We start from the raw sequence: 16,877 nt of genomic DNA on the forward strand, positions 1-16,877 counted from the left end.
CGCGACGGGGAAACGGGCCTTCGCAAGAACGGTTCGTGGGCCTCATCGCTTCCCGCTGTTTATTCTGGAAGAAGCGATGACCGTCACACTTCATGTCTGCATTACCTGCCGCGCCGGCGAGACACTTGGCGAAGGCGAGACGACGCCCGGCAAGCGCCTGCATGGCGCGATCCTCGAGGCCGGCGTGCCCGACGGCGTCAGCGTGGTTCCCGTCGAATGCCTGTCTGCATGCAACCAGGGTTGCTCCGTCGCGCTCAGCGCGCCCGGCCGCTGGTCCTATGTCTATGGCCGTCTGTCGGATGCGAATGCGAGCGATGTGGTCGCGGGCGCCGCGGCCTATGCGGCCGCGCCCGACGGCCTCGTGCCCTGGCGCAGCCGCCCGGAGATATTCCGCAAGCAATCGCTTGCCCGCATTCCCCCCATTTCCCCCTTGGCCGTCGTGCCGGAGGCCGCCGAATGAATTCGCTCGCAAAAGTCCCGGTCACGGTCGTCACGGGCTTTCTCGGCTCCGGCAAGACCACGCTGATCCAGCATCTGCTTGCCAACGCCAACGGCAAGAAGCTCGCGGTGCTTGTCAACGAGTTCGGCAGCGAGGGCGTCGATGGCGAGATTCTGAAATCCTGCGCCGATGCGAATTGCCCGGAAGAGAACATCATCGAGCTCGCCAATGGTTGCATCTGCTGCACCGTCGCCGACGATTTCATTCCGACCATGGAGAAGCTGCTGTCGCGGCCGGTGCGGCCCGATCATATCCTGATCGAGACCTCGGGCCTGGCGCTGCCCAAGCCGCTGCTGAAGGCGTTCGACTGGCCGGAGATCCGTTCGCGCATCACGGTCGACGGCGTGATCGCGCTGGCCGACGCCGAAGCTGTCGCCGCCGGCCGTTTTGCGCCCGACCCCGACGCCGTCGAAGCGCAGCGCGCGGCGGACGGCAATCTCGACCATGAGACGCCACTGTCGGAAGTGTTTGAGGACCAGATCGCCTGCGCCGACATCGTGCTGCTGACCAAGGCCGATCTTGCGGGCGCGGCAGGCCTCGGAGCAGCCAAGGCGGCGATCACCGCCGAGATGTCGCGCCGCGTGCCGATGCTGGCGATCACCGACGGCGCGATCGACGCGCGCCTCATCCTCGGCCTCGGTGCTGCCGCCGAAAACGATCTCGCCGCGCGTCCCTCGCATCACGACGGCGAGGAGGATCATGAGCACGACGATTTTGCGTCCGTCGTGATCGATCTTCCTGAGGTCACCGACATCGACGCGCTGGTCGCATCCGTTCAGCGTCTGGCGCGCGAGCAGAATGTGCTGCGCGTCAAGGGTTACATCGCGGTGCAAGGCAAGCCGATGCGCCTCTTGCTGCAAGCGGTCGGCGAGCGCGTGCGCCACCAGTTCGACAAGCCCTGGGGCGCGGGTGCGAGGCAGTCAAAGCTGGTCGTGATCGGCGAGCACGGCGATATCGACGAGGCCGCGATCAAGGCGGGACTCGGTCTTTCAGGATCCGGTATCTGATGCACGTCGTCTTCCGCGAGAGCCGCGGTCTCGAGGAGACCGCGATACCAAGGGACATTGGCCAGGACCCGGCCGATCTCGTGGTGCTCTCGTATTCGGATTCCGATCTTGCCGCGTTCGCTGCCGGCTGGCGCCGTGGCCGCGACAGCCTGCCGTCGCTGCGGCTCGTCAATCTCGCAGAACTTCGTCATCCGCTCTCGGTCGACACCTATGTCGAACGCACGCTTGCGCACGCGCGCGGCATTCTCGTGCGTTTGATCGGCGGGGAATCCTATTGGCCGTATGGGCTCGCGGCCCTGCAGCAGCTGGCGAAGGAGCGCGGCATCGTGCTGGCCGTGCTGCCGGCCGACGGCCGCGACGATACGCGGCTGGACGCGTATTCGACCCTGCCGGTCTCGACGTTGCGGCGGCTCAAGGTGCTCTGCGACACCGGCGGCCCCGTCCCATCGCAAGCCGCGATCGCGCAGCTTGCGCTGGCCTCCGGACTCTATGCGGGGCCAGTTATCGGCGAGATGACCGTGCCCGAGATGGGCTTTTACGACCCCGCGCGCGGCGTCGTCGCCGCGCCGACGTCGGGCGAGGGCAGGCCGCGCGCGCTCGTGACCTTCTATCGCTCCTATCTCACCGCTGCCGACACCGGCCCGGTTGATGCCCTGATCGCCGCATTGCGCGAGAAGGGATTCGACATGTTTGGTGTGTTCGTCACCTCGCTGAAAGCCGCGGGGGTCGCGGATTGGTTGCGGGTGCATCTTGCGCAAAATCCTCCGGCCGCGATCGTCAATGCGACGGCGTTCTCGGCGATGGCCGACGACGGCACGACGCCGTTCGATGCCGCATCCTGCCCCGTGTTCCAGGTCGCGCTCTCCACGGCCCGCCGCGAGGACTGGGCGAGCTCGCTCCGCGGCCTGTCGCCCGGCGACCTCGCGATGCATGTGGTGCTGCCCGAGGTCGACGGCCGCCTGTTCGCGGGCGTGGTGAGCTTCAAGTCTGCCGCGATGCGCGATCCCGATTTGCAATTTTCGCATCTGGCACACAAGCCCGACGAGGAGCGCGTGAAGGCCGTGGCCGCGCGCGTTGCGGCCTGGCGGCGTCTTGCGGAGACGCCGGCCGCTGACAAGCGGATGGCACTCGTGCTCTCCAACTATCCGGGCCGTCCGCATCAGATCGCGCACGCGGTGGGTCTCGATGCGCTGGCGTCGGTCGAGGCCCTGGTGTCCGATCTCGCGGAGGCCGGCTTCGATCTCGATCCGGTCCATGCGCTCGGTGAGACGCTGCTCAAGCAGACCTTGAGCTGGAGCGTCGCCGATTACCGTGCTGCACTGTCGCGCCTTCCGCAAGTGTTGCAGGATGATCTCGCGCAAGCCTGGGGCGCGCTGGAGACCGATCCGGGTTGTCGCGACGGCGCGTTCCATTTCGCTGCGATTCAATGCGGCCGGTCGATCATCGCGGTTCAGCCGGAGCGTGGCGATGCGACCGCGCGCGATGCCGACTATCACGATCTCGCCCGCACGCCGCGCCATGCCTATGTCGCGTTCTATCTCTGGCTCCGCGAGCAGGGCTGTGATGCCGTCGTGCACATGGGCGCGCACGGCACGCTGGAATGGCTGCCCGGAAAATCCGTGGCGCTGTCGCAGGCGTGCTGGCCGGAAGCCCTGATCGGCGATTTGCCCGTCATCTATCCCTTCATCGTCAACGACCCCGGCGAGGCTGCGCAGGCCAAGCGGCGCCTGGGGGCCGTCACCATCGGCCATCTGCCGCCGCAGCTCGCAATATCAGCGGTGCCGGACGGATTGCGCAGGCTTGAACACCTCCTCGACGAGTACTCGACGGCCGATGGTCTCGATCCCGCCCGCCGCCAGCGTCTGATCGCCGCGATCCGCGATGAGGCAGGAGCGGCTGGCCTCGAAGACGATCTTGGCCTCGATGCAGCGGCCGCTCCGGCCGAAGCGATCCCGCGGATCGACCGCTTCGTCTGCGATCTCAAGGAAAGCCAGTTCGGCGACGGCCTGCACGTGTTCGGCCGCGGCGCCTGCGGTGAAGCAGAGCGCGACGCTTTGCGGGCCGCGCTTGCAGGCCGGCGCGTCGCGCCGGGGCCGTCAGGTTCGCCCTATCGCGGCCGCCAGGACGTGCTGCCCACGGGACGCAACCTTTTCGCCGTCGATCCGCGCGCGGTGCCGACGCCGTCGGCGCACGCGCAAGGCATCAAGCTCGCCGAAGAATTGCTACGTCGTCATCTGCAGGATCACGGCGACTGGCCAAAGGGCCTTGTCGTCGATCTCTGGGGCTCGGCGACGATGCGCACCGCCGGCGAAGAGTTCGCCATGGCGCTGCATCTGGCCGGCCTTGCACCGCGCTGGGATCACGCGTCCGGCCGTGTGACCGGCTACGACATCATCGCGCCTGCGGAGCTTGGCCGGCCCCGCATCGACGTCACGCTGCGTGTCTCGGGCCTGTTTCGCGACGTCTTCTCAGGCCTTGCGCAATTGTTCGAGGCGGCAGCCGAGGCGCTGTCGGCCCGCGAGGACGAGGGCGACGAAAATCCCTATCGCCATCGCACATCGCGCGTGTTCGCGCCGCGTCCCGGGCAATACGGCGTGAGCCTCTCGGCAATCCCGGACGCCTTCACGCCCGAGACGCGCGAAGCCGCCGGCGAAGCGTGGCTCTCGGCATCGTCATGGGCGTTCTCGGCCGATGGCGAGATCAAGCTCGATCGTGCCGGTATCGAGAAGCGGCTCGCATCTGCCGATGCTTTCGTGCACGTGCAGGATTTGCCGGAAACCGATCTTCTCCTCGCGGCCGACTATGCCGCGCATGAGGCCGGCATTGCGGCCGCCGCGGCCCATCTCGGCGCGGCAGGGCCATCGCTCTATCATCTCGACGCGACGCGCCCCGAGCAGCCGCATGCGCGTACGCTGACCGAGGAAATCTCCCGTGTCGTCCGCGCGCGCGCGGCCAACCCGGCCTGGATCGGGGGCATGATGCGCCACGGTTTTCGCGGGGCGGCCGAGATCACCGCGACGCTCGAGCACATGGCCGCCTTCGCGCATCTGGCCGGCGCCGTGCCGCCGCATCTGTTCGACCTCTACTACGATGCGACGCTCGGCCATGACGACGTCCGCGCCTTCATGGCCCGCGAAAATCCGGCGGCACTCGCCGCGATGGAAACGTGTTTCACGCGCCTGCATGAAGCCTCGCTCTGGCGAACGCGCCGCAACTCGATTGCGGCTGCGCTGCGGGAGGCCTCATGAGTGCTTCCGTGGTCAAGGGCTGGTGTCCCGGCGCGCTGCGCCCGATGCAATCGGGCGACGGGCTGGTGATCCGCGTGCGTCCGTTCGGCGGACGGCTCGACGCGGCGCAGATCTCCGGACTGGCTCATCTCGCCGAACGCCATGGCAATGGCCTGATCGACGTGACCAGCCGGGCCAATCTCCAGATCAGGGGCGTCAACGAGACCAGCCACAGGCTGCTGCTCGATGGCCTTTCCCAACTGGCGCTGCTCGACCCGGATGCGGAGACCGAATCCCGTCGCAACATCCTCGTGACGCCGTTCTGGCGTAGCGGCGACGCGACCCAATCGCTCGCCGCCGAACTCGAGGAGGCGCTTGCCGACAGCCGGCTCGAACTTCCAACCAAGTTCGGCTTCGCCATCGATGACGGCACCTCACGCGTGCTGGCGGGCGCTTCCGCGGACGTGCGGATCGAGCGCGATCGTTCCGGCGGACTGCTGGTGCGGGCTGATGGCGACAAACTCGGCCGCTCCGTCGCCCGTGGCGAGGCCGTGACCACCGCGCTCGCATTCGCCGGCTGGTTCGTGACCTCAGGCGGCGCGAGAGGCGGGCGAGGGCGGATGGCGGCGCATCTTGCGGCCGGTGCAATCCTGCCGGCGGAATTGCGCGGCGAGGCCGAGCCGGCGCCGATCATGGCCGCGGCGCGTCCCGGCCTCTATGCGCAAGGTGCGATGGTCGGGGTCGCCTTCGGACAGATGGCGCATGCAACGCTCAACCAGTTCGCCGGTTGCGGACATGCGCTGCGCATGACGCCGTGGCGAATGGTTTTGAGCGAAGGCAAGCGCGTGATGCCGAACGCGACCGGCCTGATCACCGAGGCCTACGACCCTGCGCTGCGCGTCATCGCCTGTAGCGGTGCGCCACGCTGTCGCGAGGCGCATGCCGATACCCATGGCCTTGCCGCGGCCCTGGCGCCGAACATCGGCGCGGCCGCACGGCTACACGTCTCCGGCTGTGCCAAGGGCTGCGCCCATTCTGGTCCCGCCGCCATCACTCTGGTCGCGACCGGCGCAGGCTTCGATCTCGTGCGCGCCGGGTCGACGCGCGATGAGCCCATCCTGCGCGGGCTGAATCGCGACGACATCGTCAAGGATCCCTCCATCCTGATGGGAGGGCACTGATGCCGCACACGTACGAGACCGACGGCGCGGCGATCTACCGGCAGTCCTTTGCCACCATCCGGGCCGAAGCCGATCTTGCGCGCTTCACGCCGGACGAGGAGCAGGTGGTGGTGCGGATGATCCATGCCGCCGGCATGGTGGGCCTCGAAGCGCATATCCGCTTCACATCAGGCATGGCGGTCGCCGCACGCGCGGCCTTGCAGAAGGGCGCACCGATCCTGTGCGACGCGCGCATGGTCTCTGAAGGAATTACGCGGGCGCGGCTTCCCGCCGCCAACGCCGTCATCTGCACGCTGGGCGACGAGACCGTTCCCGCGCTCGCGCAGTCCATGCGCAACACCCGTTCGGCCGCGGCCCTGGAGCTGTGGCGGCCGCATCTCGACGGCGCGATCGTGGCGATCGGCAATGCGCCGACCGCGCTGTTCCATCTCCTCAACATGCTGGAGGACCGGGACTGCCCACGGCCCGCGGCAATCATCGGCTGTCCGGTCGGCTTCGTCGGCGCGGCCGAATCCAAGGCTGCGCTGATGGCCAATCCCCCGGTGCCGGCGCTCACGGTCGAAGGCCGCCTTGGCGGTTCCGCGATCGCGGTCGCCGCCGTGAACGCGCTCGCGAGCCGGAGCGAATAGCGATGGGACGCATCATCTGCTGCGGCCTCGGCCCTGGTGACCCCGACATGATGAGCGTGCGCGCCGATCGCACGGTGCGCGGCGCGAGGCATGTCGCCTATTTCCGCAAGAAGGGCCGGCCCGGCCAGGCGCGCCGCATCGTCGAGGGCATGCTGGCTGCCGACGTCACCGAATATCCGATGGAATATCCTGTTACGACCGAGATCGCCTTCGACACGCCTGAATACGTCCAGCTGTTGGCCGGCTTCTACGACGAATGGGCGGAACGGTTGGCGCGGCTGGCGCGCGCGGTCGACGTCGTTGTGCTCTGCGAGGGCGATCCTTACTTCTACGGCTCCTTCATGCATCTGCACACGCGCCTGCAGGGCCGCGTCGAGATCGAGGTGATCGCCGGCATTCCCGGCATGGTCGGCTGCTGGAATGGCGTGGGACAGCCGATTGCGCTCGGCGACGACGTGACGACGGTGCTCATGGGCACGCTCGCCGAGGACGAACTCGAACGCCGCATGCGCGATTCCGATGCGCTCGTGATCATGAAGACTGGGCGCAATCTCGCGAAAGTGCGCCGCGCGCTCGCTGCCGCCGGACGGCTGGACGATGCGTGGCTGGTCGAGCGCGGCACCATGCCGGGCGAGCGCGTGGTGCGGCTTGCGGAGATCGACGCCGCCGACTGCCCCTATTTTGCGATCGTGCTCGTGCACGGCAAGGGCCGGCATCCGGACGCCGCCGAATGACGGGCACGCTGACCATCGCTGGCCTCGGCCCGGGCAGCGCTGCGCTGGTGACGCCCGAGGTCTCCGCCGCGCTTGCCGCCGCGACCGACATTCTGGGCTACGCGCCCTATGTCGCGCGCGTGCCAGCGCGGGCAGGGCTCACTTTGCATCCTTCCGACAATCGCGAAGAGCTGCAGCGCGCGAGCGAGGCGCTGCGGCTCGCGGCCGAAGGCGGCCAAGTCGTCATCGTGTCCTCCGGCGACCCCGGCGTCTTCGCGATGGCGTCCGCCGTGTTCGAGGCGCTCGAACAGGCGCCGCAATGGCAGGAGCTGCCGATCCGCGTGCTGCCCGGCGTCACTGCGATGCTGGCGGCTGCCGCGCGCGCCGGCGCACCGCTCGGCCATGATTTCTGCGCGATCAATCTCTCCGATAATCTCAAGCCGTGGGCGGTGATCGAGAAGCGCCTGCGGCTCGCCGCGGAAGCCGATTTTGCCATCGCGATGTACAATCCGCGCTCGGCGAGCCGGCCGGAAGGATTTGGCCGTGCGCTCGCGGTGCTGAACGAGGCCGGCTGTGGCGACCGTCTTGTGATTTTCGCGCGCGCGATCAGCGCCGCCGACGAAAAGATCGAGACCGTCAGGCTGAACGAAGCCCGGCCCGAGATGGCCGACATGCGCACGCTGGTGATCGTCGGCAACTCGCAGACACGCCGCGTCGGCCGCTGGGTCTATGCGCCGAGGCAGGCCCGATGACCGAGCCACTGCATGATCTCGGCCACGCTCTCGACCCGCAAGCGTTCCGGCAGTTGCGGTCGCGAGATCATGATCACGGGCAGGCCGAGCCTGCGGGCGGCGTCGATCTTGGCGCGCGCGCCGTCGCCGCCGGAATTGCGGGCGACGATCCGGGTGATGCCTCGCGCGCGCAGCATCTCCAGTTCGCCCTCAAGCGTAAACGGCCCACGCGACACGATGACGTCCGCGGCGAAGGGCAGCGGCGCATCGGGCGGATCGACGAATCTCAGCGTGTAGGCGTGCTGCGGCTTGGTCGCGAACGGCGCGATGTGCTGGCGGCCGATGGCGAGGAACACATTTGCCGGCACTTCAGGCAGTGCGGTGACCGCGGCGTCGACATCAGGTATTTCGATCCAGTTGTCGCCGGGCGCTTTGGTCCACGGCGCTCGCTCGAGAGCGATCAGCGGCGTGCCGGTTTCCGCACATGCCGCGACCGCATTGCGGCTCATCTCGGTGGCAAAGGGATGCGTCGCGTCGATTACATGCGTGATGTGTTCCCGACCAATGTAATCGACAAGTCCGCTTGCGCCGCCAAAACCGCCGATCCGCGTCGGCAACGGCTGACCGGCGGGCGCGCGGGTGCGGCCGCCATAGGAATACACGGCATCGACGCCGGCGCGCGCGATCTCCGCCGCGAGCAGGCTCGCGTCGGCCGTTCCGCCCAGAATGAGGGCGCTCGTCATGGCTGATCCCTGGCTGACCATCATCGGTATCGGCGAAGATGGCCTTGCCGGGCTGTCCGAGGCAAGCCGAAAGGCGCTCGATGATGCCGAAACTGTCTTTGGCGGTGAACGGCATCTTGCACTCGCCGGCATAACCGGGCGCGGCCGTCCATGGCCGGTGCCGTTCGATGCAGAAATCGTGTTGAGCTGCCGTGGTCGCCCGACGGCGGTGCTCGCCTCCGGCGATCCGTTCTGGCACGGGGCCGGCGCGAGCCTCGCCGAGAAGCTCCATGGCGACGAATGGATCGCGTATCCGGCTCCCTCGACATTCTCGCTCGTTGCTGCGCGGCTTGGCTGGCGTCTGGAATCCGTTGCCTGTCTCGGTCTCCACGCCGCGCCATTCGAGCGTCTCGTGCCACACCTGGCGCGAGGGGCACGCATCATTTGTCTCGTGCGCGACGCAAAGGCGGCAGGCGATCTCGCGAAACAGCTGACGGCGCGCGGATGGGGTGCCTCGGCATTCTGGACACTCGCTGCGCTTGGCGGGCCGCGCGAAAGGATCAACGCGCATCGCGCCGACAGCTTCGCAGGCGATCTTGCCGGAAATCTGGTCGCGGTAGCCGTTGAGGCGGCGGGCGCGCAGGGCATCCCCCACAGCTCGGGACTATCGGACGAACTCTTCGTCCATGACGGCCAGATCACCAAGCGTCCGGTCCGTGCGCTCGCGCTTTCGGCGCTGGCGCCGCGTCCCGGTGAACGGCTATGGGACATCGGTGCGGGCTCGGGCTCGATCTCGGTCGAGTGGACGCTGTGCGGGGGCACCGCGATCGCCGTCGAGGCGCGCGAGGATCGCGCAGCGAACATTCGCAGCAATGCGACGGCGTTCGGGTTGGCACATCGGATCACAGTCATCGCGGGAAAAGCGCCTGAAGCCCTTGCTACGCTGGACGGGCCTGACGCCGTGTTCATCGGCGGCGGTCTCGACATCGCGATGTTCGACGCCATCTGGCCGCGGCTCTCGCCCGGTACGCGGCTGGTCGCGCATTCAGTAACGTTGGAGACGGAAGCGTTGCTCGGTGAGCTGCACCAGCGCCACGGCGGCGAATTGATGCGGGTCGAGATTGCGCATGCCGCTTCGCTCGGCCGCTACCGGTCCTGGGAGGCCGTGCGGCCCGTGGTGCAATGGAGCGCGGTCCGATGAAGGTCGCCGGGCTCGGATTCAAGCGGGACGTCACGCTGGCCTCGCTGCGTGAGGCGCTTCTGGCGGCCGGTGGTCCCGAAGGCCTTGCAGCAGTGGCGACGGTCAGCGATAAGGCCGACGAGGAGGTGTTGAAGCAGCTCGCGCGCGAATGCGGCTTGCCGATCAAGGCGGTTGCCGCCGAAATGCTTGTTGGCATCGACACGCCGACGCAGTCAAAGCTCGTCGTGGAAAAGTTCGGGACGGGATCGGTTGCCGAGGCGGCGGCGCTCGCAGCGGCCGGACCTCGCGCGCGATTGATTGCGACGCGGGTGGTCTCGCAGGATCGCACCGCGACCGCGGCGATCGCGGAAGGAGACGGCGCATGACGGTGCATTTCATCGGGGCAGGGCCAGGCGCTCCTGACTTGCTGACGTTGCGCGGCCGCGATCTCATCGCCGCCTGTCCGGTCTGCCTCTATGCTGGCTCACTTGTGCCCGAGGGCGTCTTGGCGCATTGCCCGCCCGGGGCGCGGATCGTCAACACCGCGCCGCTGTCGCTCGATGAGATCGTCGCGGAGATCGCCGCCGCCCATGCCGATGGCAAGGACGTTGCGCGGCTGCATTCCGGTGATCTCTCGATCTGGTCGGCGATGGGCGAACAGCTCCGCCGCCTGCGCACGCTCGACATTCCCTACACGGTCACGCCCGGCGTTCCCTCTTTCTCGGCCGCCGCGGCTGCGCTGGAGGCCGAGCTGACGCTGCCCGGCCTTGCCCAGACCGTGGTGCTGACGCGCACGCCGGGCCGCGCCAGCGCGATGCCCGAAGGCGAGAAGCTTGCCGCCTTCGCCGCCACCGGCGCGGTGCTCGCCATCCATCTGTCGATTCATCTGCTCGACAAGGTCGTCGCTGAGCTGACGCCGCATTATGGCGCGGATTGCCCGGTCGCGATCGTCTGGCGTGCGAGCTGGCCCGAGCAGCGCATCATCCGCGCCACGCTCGCAACACTCGACGCTGCTGTCGGGGGCGAGATGGAGCGCACCGCGTTGATCCTGGTCGGCAAGACGCTGGGCTCGGCGGATTTTTCCGAGAGCCGTCTCTATGCTGCCGACTATGACCGCCGCTATCGGCCGGTCGGCGCCGAGCCGCGCTTTCCGGAGGTGTCGTGATGGCGGCAGGGCTCGTTATCTCCGCGCCGGCCTCCGGCGTCGGCAAGACCACACTGACGCTGGCGCTTGCCCGCGCCTGGCGCAACAGCGGATTGCGGGTGCAGTGCTTCAAGAGCGGCCCCGATTACATCGATCCCGCGTTTCATGCCGCCGCGACGGGACGCGCCTCGGTCAACGTGGACAGCTGGGCGATGGATCGCGGGACAATCTCGCATCTCGTCAGTCGTGGCATTGACGCCGATGTCGTGCTGGCCGAAGGCTCAATGGGCCTGTTCGACGGCGTTGCCGCGCGCGGCGTCTGCGGCACCGGAGCGACCGCCGATATCGCAGAGATGCTGGACTGGCCGGTGCTGCTGGTGATCGATCCCTCGGGCCAGGCACAAACGGCGGCCGCGATTGCGGGGGGCCTTCGCGACTACCGCCCCGGTGTGCGCCTTGCAGGCGTCGTGCTCAATCGCGTTGCCAGCCCGCGCCACGAAGCCCTCGTGCGGCGCGCGCTGCTGGATGCCGGCATCGCCGTGTTCGGCGCGTTGCCGCGCCATGCGGAGATCAGCCTGCCGAAACGGCATCTCGGACTGGTCCAGGCCGAGGAGCAGGCGGAGATCGGCAAGCTGATCGACGAGGCCGCGCGCTTCGTTGCCGAGCATGTCGATCTCGACGCGGTGCTGCGTTCGGCGGCCACCTGGTCGCCGCAACCTGCCGCAAGCGGCGTCAACGTGACGCCGCCCGGCCAGCGCATTGCGCTTGCCCGTGATGCCGCGTTCTCCTTCGTCTATCCGCACATGCTGGAAGCGTGGCGCGCGGCGGGTGCGGAGATCTCGACATTCTCGCCGCTCGCCGATGAAGCCCCTGATCCGGTCGCCGATGTGTGCTGGCTGCCTGGCGGCTATCCCGAGCTGCAGGCCGGCAGGATCGCTGCCAATGCGCGCTTCCGCAGCGGATTGCGCGCCTTCGCCGAGACGCGCCCGGTGCACGGCGAATGCGGGGGCTATATGGTGCTGGGCACCGCTTTGACCGACGCCGATGGCATCAGCCACGAGATGACGGGCCTGCTCGGCCTGGAGACGAGCTTTGCCAAGCGCCGCATGCATCTGGGCTATCGTCTGGCCGAGCTCGCCGCGCCGATGCCGGGTCATCAGGCGGGTGCACGCCTGCGTGGCCATGAATTCCACTATTCGACCATAGTCGCGCAGCCCGACACGGCGCTGGCGGTCGTGCACGACGCGACAGGTGCGGTCATTGCCGAGACCGGCTCGCGGCGGGGACAAGCTACCGGCACGTTCTTCCATCTGATCGCGGAGGACCGGTGAGCGGTTTTGTCTCCTTTGTCTCCGCCGGGCCCGGCGATCCCGAGCTGCTCACGCTCAAGGGTGCAGCGCGGCTGCGCGAGGCCGACGTTGTGCTCTATGACGATCTTGCTTCAGGCGCGATCCTCGATCTGGCCCGGCCCGGCGCCAATCTCGTCGCGGTGGGAAAGCGGGCAGGGCGGGCCTCGACCAAGCAGCACCATGTCAACCGCCTGCTGGTCGACTATGCCGTGACAGGCGCGCGCGTGGTCCGGTTGAAGTCGGGCGATGCCGGCATCTTTGGCCGGCTTGAGGAGGAGCTCGAGACGCTGCGCGAAGCGGGCATCGGCTACGAGATCATTCCCGGCGTCACCTCGGCCTGTGTCGCCGCCGCGCAAGCCGGCATTCCGCTGACCCGGCGTCACACCTCGCGCCGCGTGCAGTTCGTGACCGGGGCGGACGTCACCGGCGAGCTGCCGCCAGATCTCAATTGGGTGGCGCTGGCCGATCCGGAGGCGACAACCGTGGTCTATATGGGCCGGCGGACGTTTCCGGCGTTGGTCGTCAAATTGATCGAGCACGGGCTCGCCCCAACCACGCCGGCGTTGTTTGCCGAATCGCTCGGCCGTCCCGATGAGCGGCTGGTCCGCACCACAATTTCGGAACTTGCAGAGCAGCTTGCGCGGGGCGGAGCGGCCTCCACGGCGGCCGTCATCCTGTTCGGCGCGCTGGCGGGGAATTATCCGTCATGACCGCCTCGTCCGCCCGTCGCCCCTTGACGCCCGGCCGGCGAAAGAGGCACACAGGAGACGCATGGTGCTCGACGCGGCGCAAAGCGCCGGAGCATAATCGGGAATGGGGATGGGCGGACCCTGTTGCGGCGCCCAAAACCCCAGCCGCCCCCGCGACTGTAAGCGGTGAGGGACTTCGATCAGCCACTGGGCCGCGAGGCCCGGGAAGGCCGGAGACTCCCAGTGAACCGCGAGCCAGGAGACCGGCCGTGCATGTTTTGAGGCCAAGGCCGTCGGGTGTGACGGCAAGAAGGATCTGAGCCATGCATATCGAACCCGGACTAGTCTCGGACGCCAAGCTCGTATTGAGTTACGCAACCGGCATCGCTGTCGGCGGTGTTGCCCTGAAGCTCGCGGTTGAGACCGTGCGCGAGCAGGGCATCACGTCGTTCGCGGCGCGGACGCTCGCCACCACGGGGCTTGTGTTTATCTTCTTCGAGATCCTGCCGCACTTCCCGGTCGGCGTCTCCGAAGTGCACTTCATCCTCGGCTCGACCTTGTTCCTGCTGTTTGGCGCGGCGCCTGCGGCCTTCGGCCTCGCGTTTGGCCTGCTGTTCCAGGGCATCTTCTTCGAGCCGCCCGACCTGCCGCAATATGGCATGAACGTCACCACGCTATTGGTGCCGCTGTTCGGAATCCAGGCGATCGCCACGCGGATCATTTCGAGCAACACGGCCTATGTCGATCTGAAGTACCGCCAGGCGCTGGCGCTTTCGACGACCTATCAGGCGGGCGTCATCGCCTGGGTGGCGTTCTGGGCGATTTATGGCTCCGGCTTCGGCGCGACCAACCTCGCCAACATCGCGACCTTCGCGGCGTCCTATGCGCTGGTCATCGTGATTGAGCCGCTCGCCGATCTCGGCGTGCTGGCGCTGGCAAAGTCGCTGCGCCGCGTCACCGCGCCCGGCCTCGTCACGCCGCGTTTGCACAACGCGGCCTAGAGACAAGCGAACGGGCGGCCCCATGTGCGGCCGCCTTTCGCAGGCACGATGCTCACGCTCTCTCTGATAGGCATCGGTTGCGGCGATCCCGAGCAGCTCACGCGTGCCGCGATTACTGCCATCAACGCGGCCGATCTCGTCCTGATCCCCCGCAAGGGGACGGCCAAGTCCGACCTCGCCGATCTCAGGCGGACGATCTGCGCCGATGTGCTCACCAGCGACACGACCCGCATTGCCGAGTTCGATCTGCCCGTGCGGGACGCCGCTGAAGCGGACTATCGCAAGGGCGTGGACGATTGGCATGATGCCGTGGCCGCCGTCTGGTCGCAGACGATCGGGGATCATCTCGAAGGAGAGGGCAAGGTCGCGCTGTTGATCTGGGGCGATCCCTCGCTTTACGATTCCTCGCTGCGTATCGCGCGGCGGCTCGATCCCTTGCCGACAATCGAAGTCGTGCCCGGCATCACCTCGATCCAGACGCTGTGTGCGGCGCATGCGTTGCCGCTCAACGACATCGGCGAGCCCTTTCTAGTTTCGACCGGACGCCGCTTGCGCGATGGCGGCTGGCCGCAAGGTGTCGATACCGTGGTGGTGATGCTCGACGGCGGCACGGCATTCGAGTCGCTTGATCCGGCGGGCCTGCACATCTGGTGGGGGGCCTATCTCGGCATGCCCGATCAGATCGTCATGTCCGGCGCGCTGGCCGAGATCGGCCCGCGCATCGTCGCCGTGCGGCAAGAGGCGCGCGAACGGCACGGCTGGATCATGGACAGTTACATCCTCAAGCGCAGGCTGTGAGGCAAGCGAGGCAGCATGCTCCCCGAATGGGTCACCCAACAATGCCCCGACATCTCCGCAGTCCACCGCGAGGCGGCGGTGGCGCGGCAGGCGCAACTGACGAAACCGACCGGCGCGCTCGGCCGGCTCGAGCAGCTCGCGATCGAGCTTGCGGGCCTGCAAGCAACCGAGCAGCCGCGCGCGGCGCGGGTGCCGATCATCATCTTCGCCGGCGATCACGGCATCGTCGCGCAGGGCGTCTCGGCCTATCCGCAGGAAGTGACGATCGCGATGCTGGCGAACTTCGCCTCCGGCGGTGCCGCAATCTCGGTGCTGGCGCGTGAGCTGGGCTCCAGCCTGGAGGTCGTCGACGCCGGCACGCTGGCGCAGGAGGAGATGGCTGGAATCGTGACCGACAAGCCGCGCAGCGGTACGCGCGATTTCAGCGTCGAAGCTGCGCTCACCCCCACGGAGCTGGCATTTGCGTTCGAAGCCGGCCGACGTGCGGTGACGCGCGCACAGGCCGGGCAGCCCGATCTTCTGATCTTCGGCGAGATGGGCATCGGCAACACCACGACATCGGCGGCGATCGCGGCCGGCTTGCTCGGCGTGAGCGCCGCGGAGATCGCGGGCAGCGGTACCGGCATCGACGCGGCCGGCCGTGCGCACAAGGCGGGGGTGATCGACGCTGCAATCGCACGCCATGACATTGTGGGCGCTGCGCCCGAAAAGATCCTGTGCGCCGTCGGCGGTCTCGAGATCGCCGCCATCTGCGGTGCCGTTATCGCGGCTGCACAGCACCGCATCCCCGTGTTGATCGACGGCTTCATCGTGTCGGTCGCGGCGCTGGCGGCGGTGCGGCTCAACCCTTCGTGCCAGCTGTTCCTGCTGGCCTCGCACCAGTCGGCGGAGCAGGGGCATCGGCTGGTGCTGCGCGCGCTGAACGTGCAGCCGCTGATCAGCCTGGATCTCAGGCTCGGCGAAGGATCGGGCGCGGCCATCGCGCTGCCGCTGGTGCGGTCGGCCTGCGCGCTCCACAACGGCATGGCGACCTTTGCGCAGGCCAATGTGCCTGATCGTCCGGCCTGATCAAATCGTCCGCTGATTGACGGAGACGACGCGCCAGCCGGTCGCGAGCCGGTCAATCCTGGTCAGCGACAGCGGATCGATCATGAAGCGCAGGGCCGCTTGTGGCGTCAGGTCGAGCGCGATGCACAGCGCCGCCCGGATCGTGCCGGAATGCACGACGAGCGTTGCGGCCCCGGTGCCGATCTTCGACAAACCCAGGCGGACCCGCGCGACCTGTTCCTCAAAGCTTTCGCCGCCGGGCGGCCGTCCGCGCGCCAGATCGCTCCAGAACCGTGCATAGGCCTCGCCACCGGTCGCGGCGAGTTCGTCATGCCGACGGCCGGTCCAGTCGCCAAAGTCTTGCTCGCTGAATTCGTCCAGCTGCAGCGGCTCGAGCCCCAGCGCGCGGGCCGTTTCGACGGTGCGCCGCGACGGGCTCGCATAGCTCGCGGCGTCCCGCGGCAGGCGCTGCCGCAGTGCCTCCAGCTGCGCCCGAGCGCCGAGATCGGCCGGTGCGTCGGCCGCATGGATCGTCCCCGCGACGCCATCGACGGGCGCGTGCCGTATCAGCCAGAGGAAGGTCTCGCCTCCCATGCTTATCTCCAAGGAAACTGGTCGTTGTGGCAATAACGCCGCAACTGGCACATTGACTCTGTCTGGATCGTAATCCTAGATGCTCGCGACGGTTTCCCCGAGAGGGGATGAAAAGGGAATGCGGTGCGGGGAGTTTGTCCCCAATGCCGTGGCTGCCCCCGCAACTGTAAGCGGCGAATCTTGCGTCACGAGCCACTGGGTATCTCGGTCCCGGGAAGGCGATGCAAGGTACTGACCCGCGAGCCAGGAGACCTGCCGTCAGCCGTGGTCACACGCGAAGATGTCGGTCGGGGAGTACAGACATTCGGCTTCATCGGAAGGCTGCAAGCCGGACGATGGGACCCTGGTTCGCGGTGACGTGCCACT

17 protein-coding genes and 2 riboswitches are annotated in these 16,877 nt (G+C 67.8%); of the genes, 15 read left to right on the plus strand and 2 right to left on the minus strand.

The features are described 5' to 3' along the window. Nucleotides 1-76 precede the first annotated feature (76 nt). Genes IVB19_RS12895 through cobJ form a run of 7 tightly spaced genes read left to right on the plus strand, consistent with a single transcriptional unit; the run spans nucleotide 77 to nucleotide 8,008 of the window. A complete protein-coding gene (locus tag IVB19_RS12895; RefSeq protein ID WP_018458658.1) occupies nucleotides 77-460 on the plus strand; it encodes a DUF1636 family protein in 384 nt (127 codons plus the stop codon). After that, entirely contained in the window at nucleotides 457-1,506 is a 1,050-nt protein-coding gene (gene cobW / locus IVB19_RS12900) for a cobalamin biosynthesis protein CobW (RefSeq protein ID WP_247370805.1), read from the plus strand. The genes IVB19_RS12895 and cobW overlap by 4 nt, the downstream gene beginning before the upstream one ends. Continuing rightward, nucleotides 1,506-4,754, plus strand: coding sequence for a cobaltochelatase subunit CobN (gene cobN, locus IVB19_RS12905; RefSeq protein WP_247821444.1), 3,249 nt, complete (start codon nucleotides 1,506-1,508; stop codon nucleotides 4,752-4,754). The genes cobW and cobN overlap by 1 nt, the downstream gene beginning before the upstream one ends. Then, nucleotides 4,751-5,914 carry a precorrin-3B synthase gene (gene cobG / locus IVB19_RS12910; RefSeq protein ID WP_247404381.1) on the plus strand — a complete coding sequence of 388 codons (1,164 nt, stop codon included), beginning with the start codon at nucleotides 4,751-4,753 and terminating at the stop codon, nucleotides 5,912-5,914. Before cobN ends, cobG begins: the two co-directional genes overlap by 4 nt. After that, nucleotides 5,914-6,543 (plus strand): precorrin-8X methylmutase, encoded by a 630-nt coding sequence (locus IVB19_RS12915; protein ID WP_247404378.1) that lies wholly within the window; start codon nucleotides 5,914-5,916, stop codon nucleotides 6,541-6,543. Before cobG ends, IVB19_RS12915 begins: the two co-directional genes overlap by 1 nt. Nucleotides 6,544-6,545: 2 nt before the next feature. Beyond that, nucleotides 6,546-7,277, plus strand: coding sequence for a precorrin-2 C(20)-methyltransferase (locus IVB19_RS12920; protein ID WP_247404376.1), 732 nt, complete (start codon nucleotides 6,546-6,548; stop codon nucleotides 7,275-7,277). After that, nucleotides 7,274-8,008: a precorrin-3B C(17)-methyltransferase gene (gene cobJ / locus IVB19_RS12925; protein WP_018458664.1), complete on the plus strand. Its 735-nt coding sequence runs from the start codon at nucleotides 7,274-7,276 to the stop codon at nucleotides 8,006-8,008. The genes IVB19_RS12920 and cobJ overlap by 4 nt, the downstream gene beginning before the upstream one ends. Here the strand turns inward: cobJ and IVB19_RS12930 are convergent. After that, the gene (locus IVB19_RS12930) at nucleotides 7,984-8,730 is read right to left on the minus strand and encodes a cobalt-precorrin-6A reductase (RefSeq protein ID WP_247404374.1); all 747 of its coding nucleotides are present in this window, start codon (nucleotides 8,728-8,730) and stop codon (nucleotides 7,984-7,986) included. The genes cobJ and IVB19_RS12930 overlap by 25 nt on opposite strands. Between IVB19_RS12930 and cbiE the strand changes: the two genes are divergently transcribed. The 8 genes from cbiE (at nucleotide 8,729) to cobT (ending at nucleotide 15,938) form a co-directional block, all read left to right on the plus strand. Continuing rightward, on the plus strand, nucleotides 8,729-9,910 hold the full coding sequence (gene cbiE, locus IVB19_RS12935; protein WP_247821445.1) for a precorrin-6y C5,15-methyltransferase (decarboxylating) subunit CbiE: 1,182 nt from the start codon (nucleotides 8,729-8,731) through the stop codon (nucleotides 9,908-9,910). The genes IVB19_RS12930 and cbiE overlap by 2 nt on opposite strands. Continuing rightward, nucleotides 9,907-10,275 (plus strand): cobalamin biosynthesis protein, encoded by a 369-nt coding sequence (locus tag IVB19_RS12940; RefSeq protein WP_018458667.1) that lies wholly within the window; start codon nucleotides 9,907-9,909, stop codon nucleotides 10,273-10,275. Before cbiE ends, IVB19_RS12940 begins: the two co-directional genes overlap by 4 nt. After that, a complete protein-coding gene (gene cobM, locus IVB19_RS12945) occupies nucleotides 10,272-11,054 on the plus strand; it encodes a precorrin-4 C(11)-methyltransferase (RefSeq protein WP_018458668.1) in 783 nt (260 codons plus the stop codon). Before IVB19_RS12940 ends, cobM begins: the two co-directional genes overlap by 4 nt. Further along, a complete protein-coding gene (locus IVB19_RS12950) occupies nucleotides 11,054-12,364 on the plus strand; it encodes a cobyrinic acid a,c-diamide synthase CobB (protein WP_247393806.1) in 1,311 nt (436 codons plus the stop codon). The genes cobM and IVB19_RS12950 overlap by 1 nt, the downstream gene beginning before the upstream one ends. Next, nucleotides 12,361-13,092, plus strand: coding sequence for a uroporphyrinogen-III C-methyltransferase (cobA, locus tag IVB19_RS12955; protein WP_247404370.1), 732 nt, complete (start codon nucleotides 12,361-12,363; stop codon nucleotides 13,090-13,092). Before IVB19_RS12950 ends, cobA begins: the two co-directional genes overlap by 4 nt. 45 nt (nucleotides 13,093-13,137) lie before the next feature. Then, a riboswitch (cobalamin riboswitch) is annotated at nucleotides 13,138-13,357 on the plus strand. A gap of 37 nt (nucleotides 13,358-13,394) precedes the next feature. Further along, nucleotides 13,395-14,072 (plus strand): energy-coupling factor ABC transporter permease, encoded by a 678-nt coding sequence (locus tag IVB19_RS12960; RefSeq protein WP_247821446.1) that lies wholly within the window; start codon nucleotides 13,395-13,397, stop codon nucleotides 14,070-14,072. A gap of 48 nt (nucleotides 14,073-14,120) precedes the next feature. Then, the gene (gene cobF / locus IVB19_RS12965) at nucleotides 14,121-14,870 is read left to right on the plus strand and encodes a precorrin-6A synthase (deacetylating) (protein WP_247404365.1); all 750 of its coding nucleotides are present in this window, start codon (nucleotides 14,121-14,123) and stop codon (nucleotides 14,868-14,870) included. Between the two features lie 15 nt (nucleotides 14,871-14,885). Next, entirely contained in the window at nucleotides 14,886-15,938 is a 1,053-nt protein-coding gene (gene cobT, locus IVB19_RS12970; RefSeq protein WP_247404362.1) for a nicotinate-nucleotide--dimethylbenzimidazole phosphoribosyltransferase, read from the plus strand. Here the strand turns inward: cobT and IVB19_RS12975 are convergent, their stop codons facing one another. After that, entirely contained in the window at nucleotides 15,939-16,511 is a 573-nt protein-coding gene (locus tag IVB19_RS12975) for a histidine phosphatase family protein (protein WP_247393796.1), read from the minus strand. Between the two features lie 72 nt (nucleotides 16,512-16,583). Further along, nucleotides 16,584-16,785, plus strand: a riboswitch (cobalamin riboswitch). Nucleotides 16,786-16,877: the final 92 nt, after the last annotated feature.

It is taken from the genome of Bradyrhizobium sp. 187 (genome assembly GCF_023101005.1).
Taxonomy (GTDB): domain Bacteria; phylum Pseudomonadota; class Alphaproteobacteria; order Rhizobiales; family Xanthobacteraceae; genus Bradyrhizobium; species Bradyrhizobium canariense_D.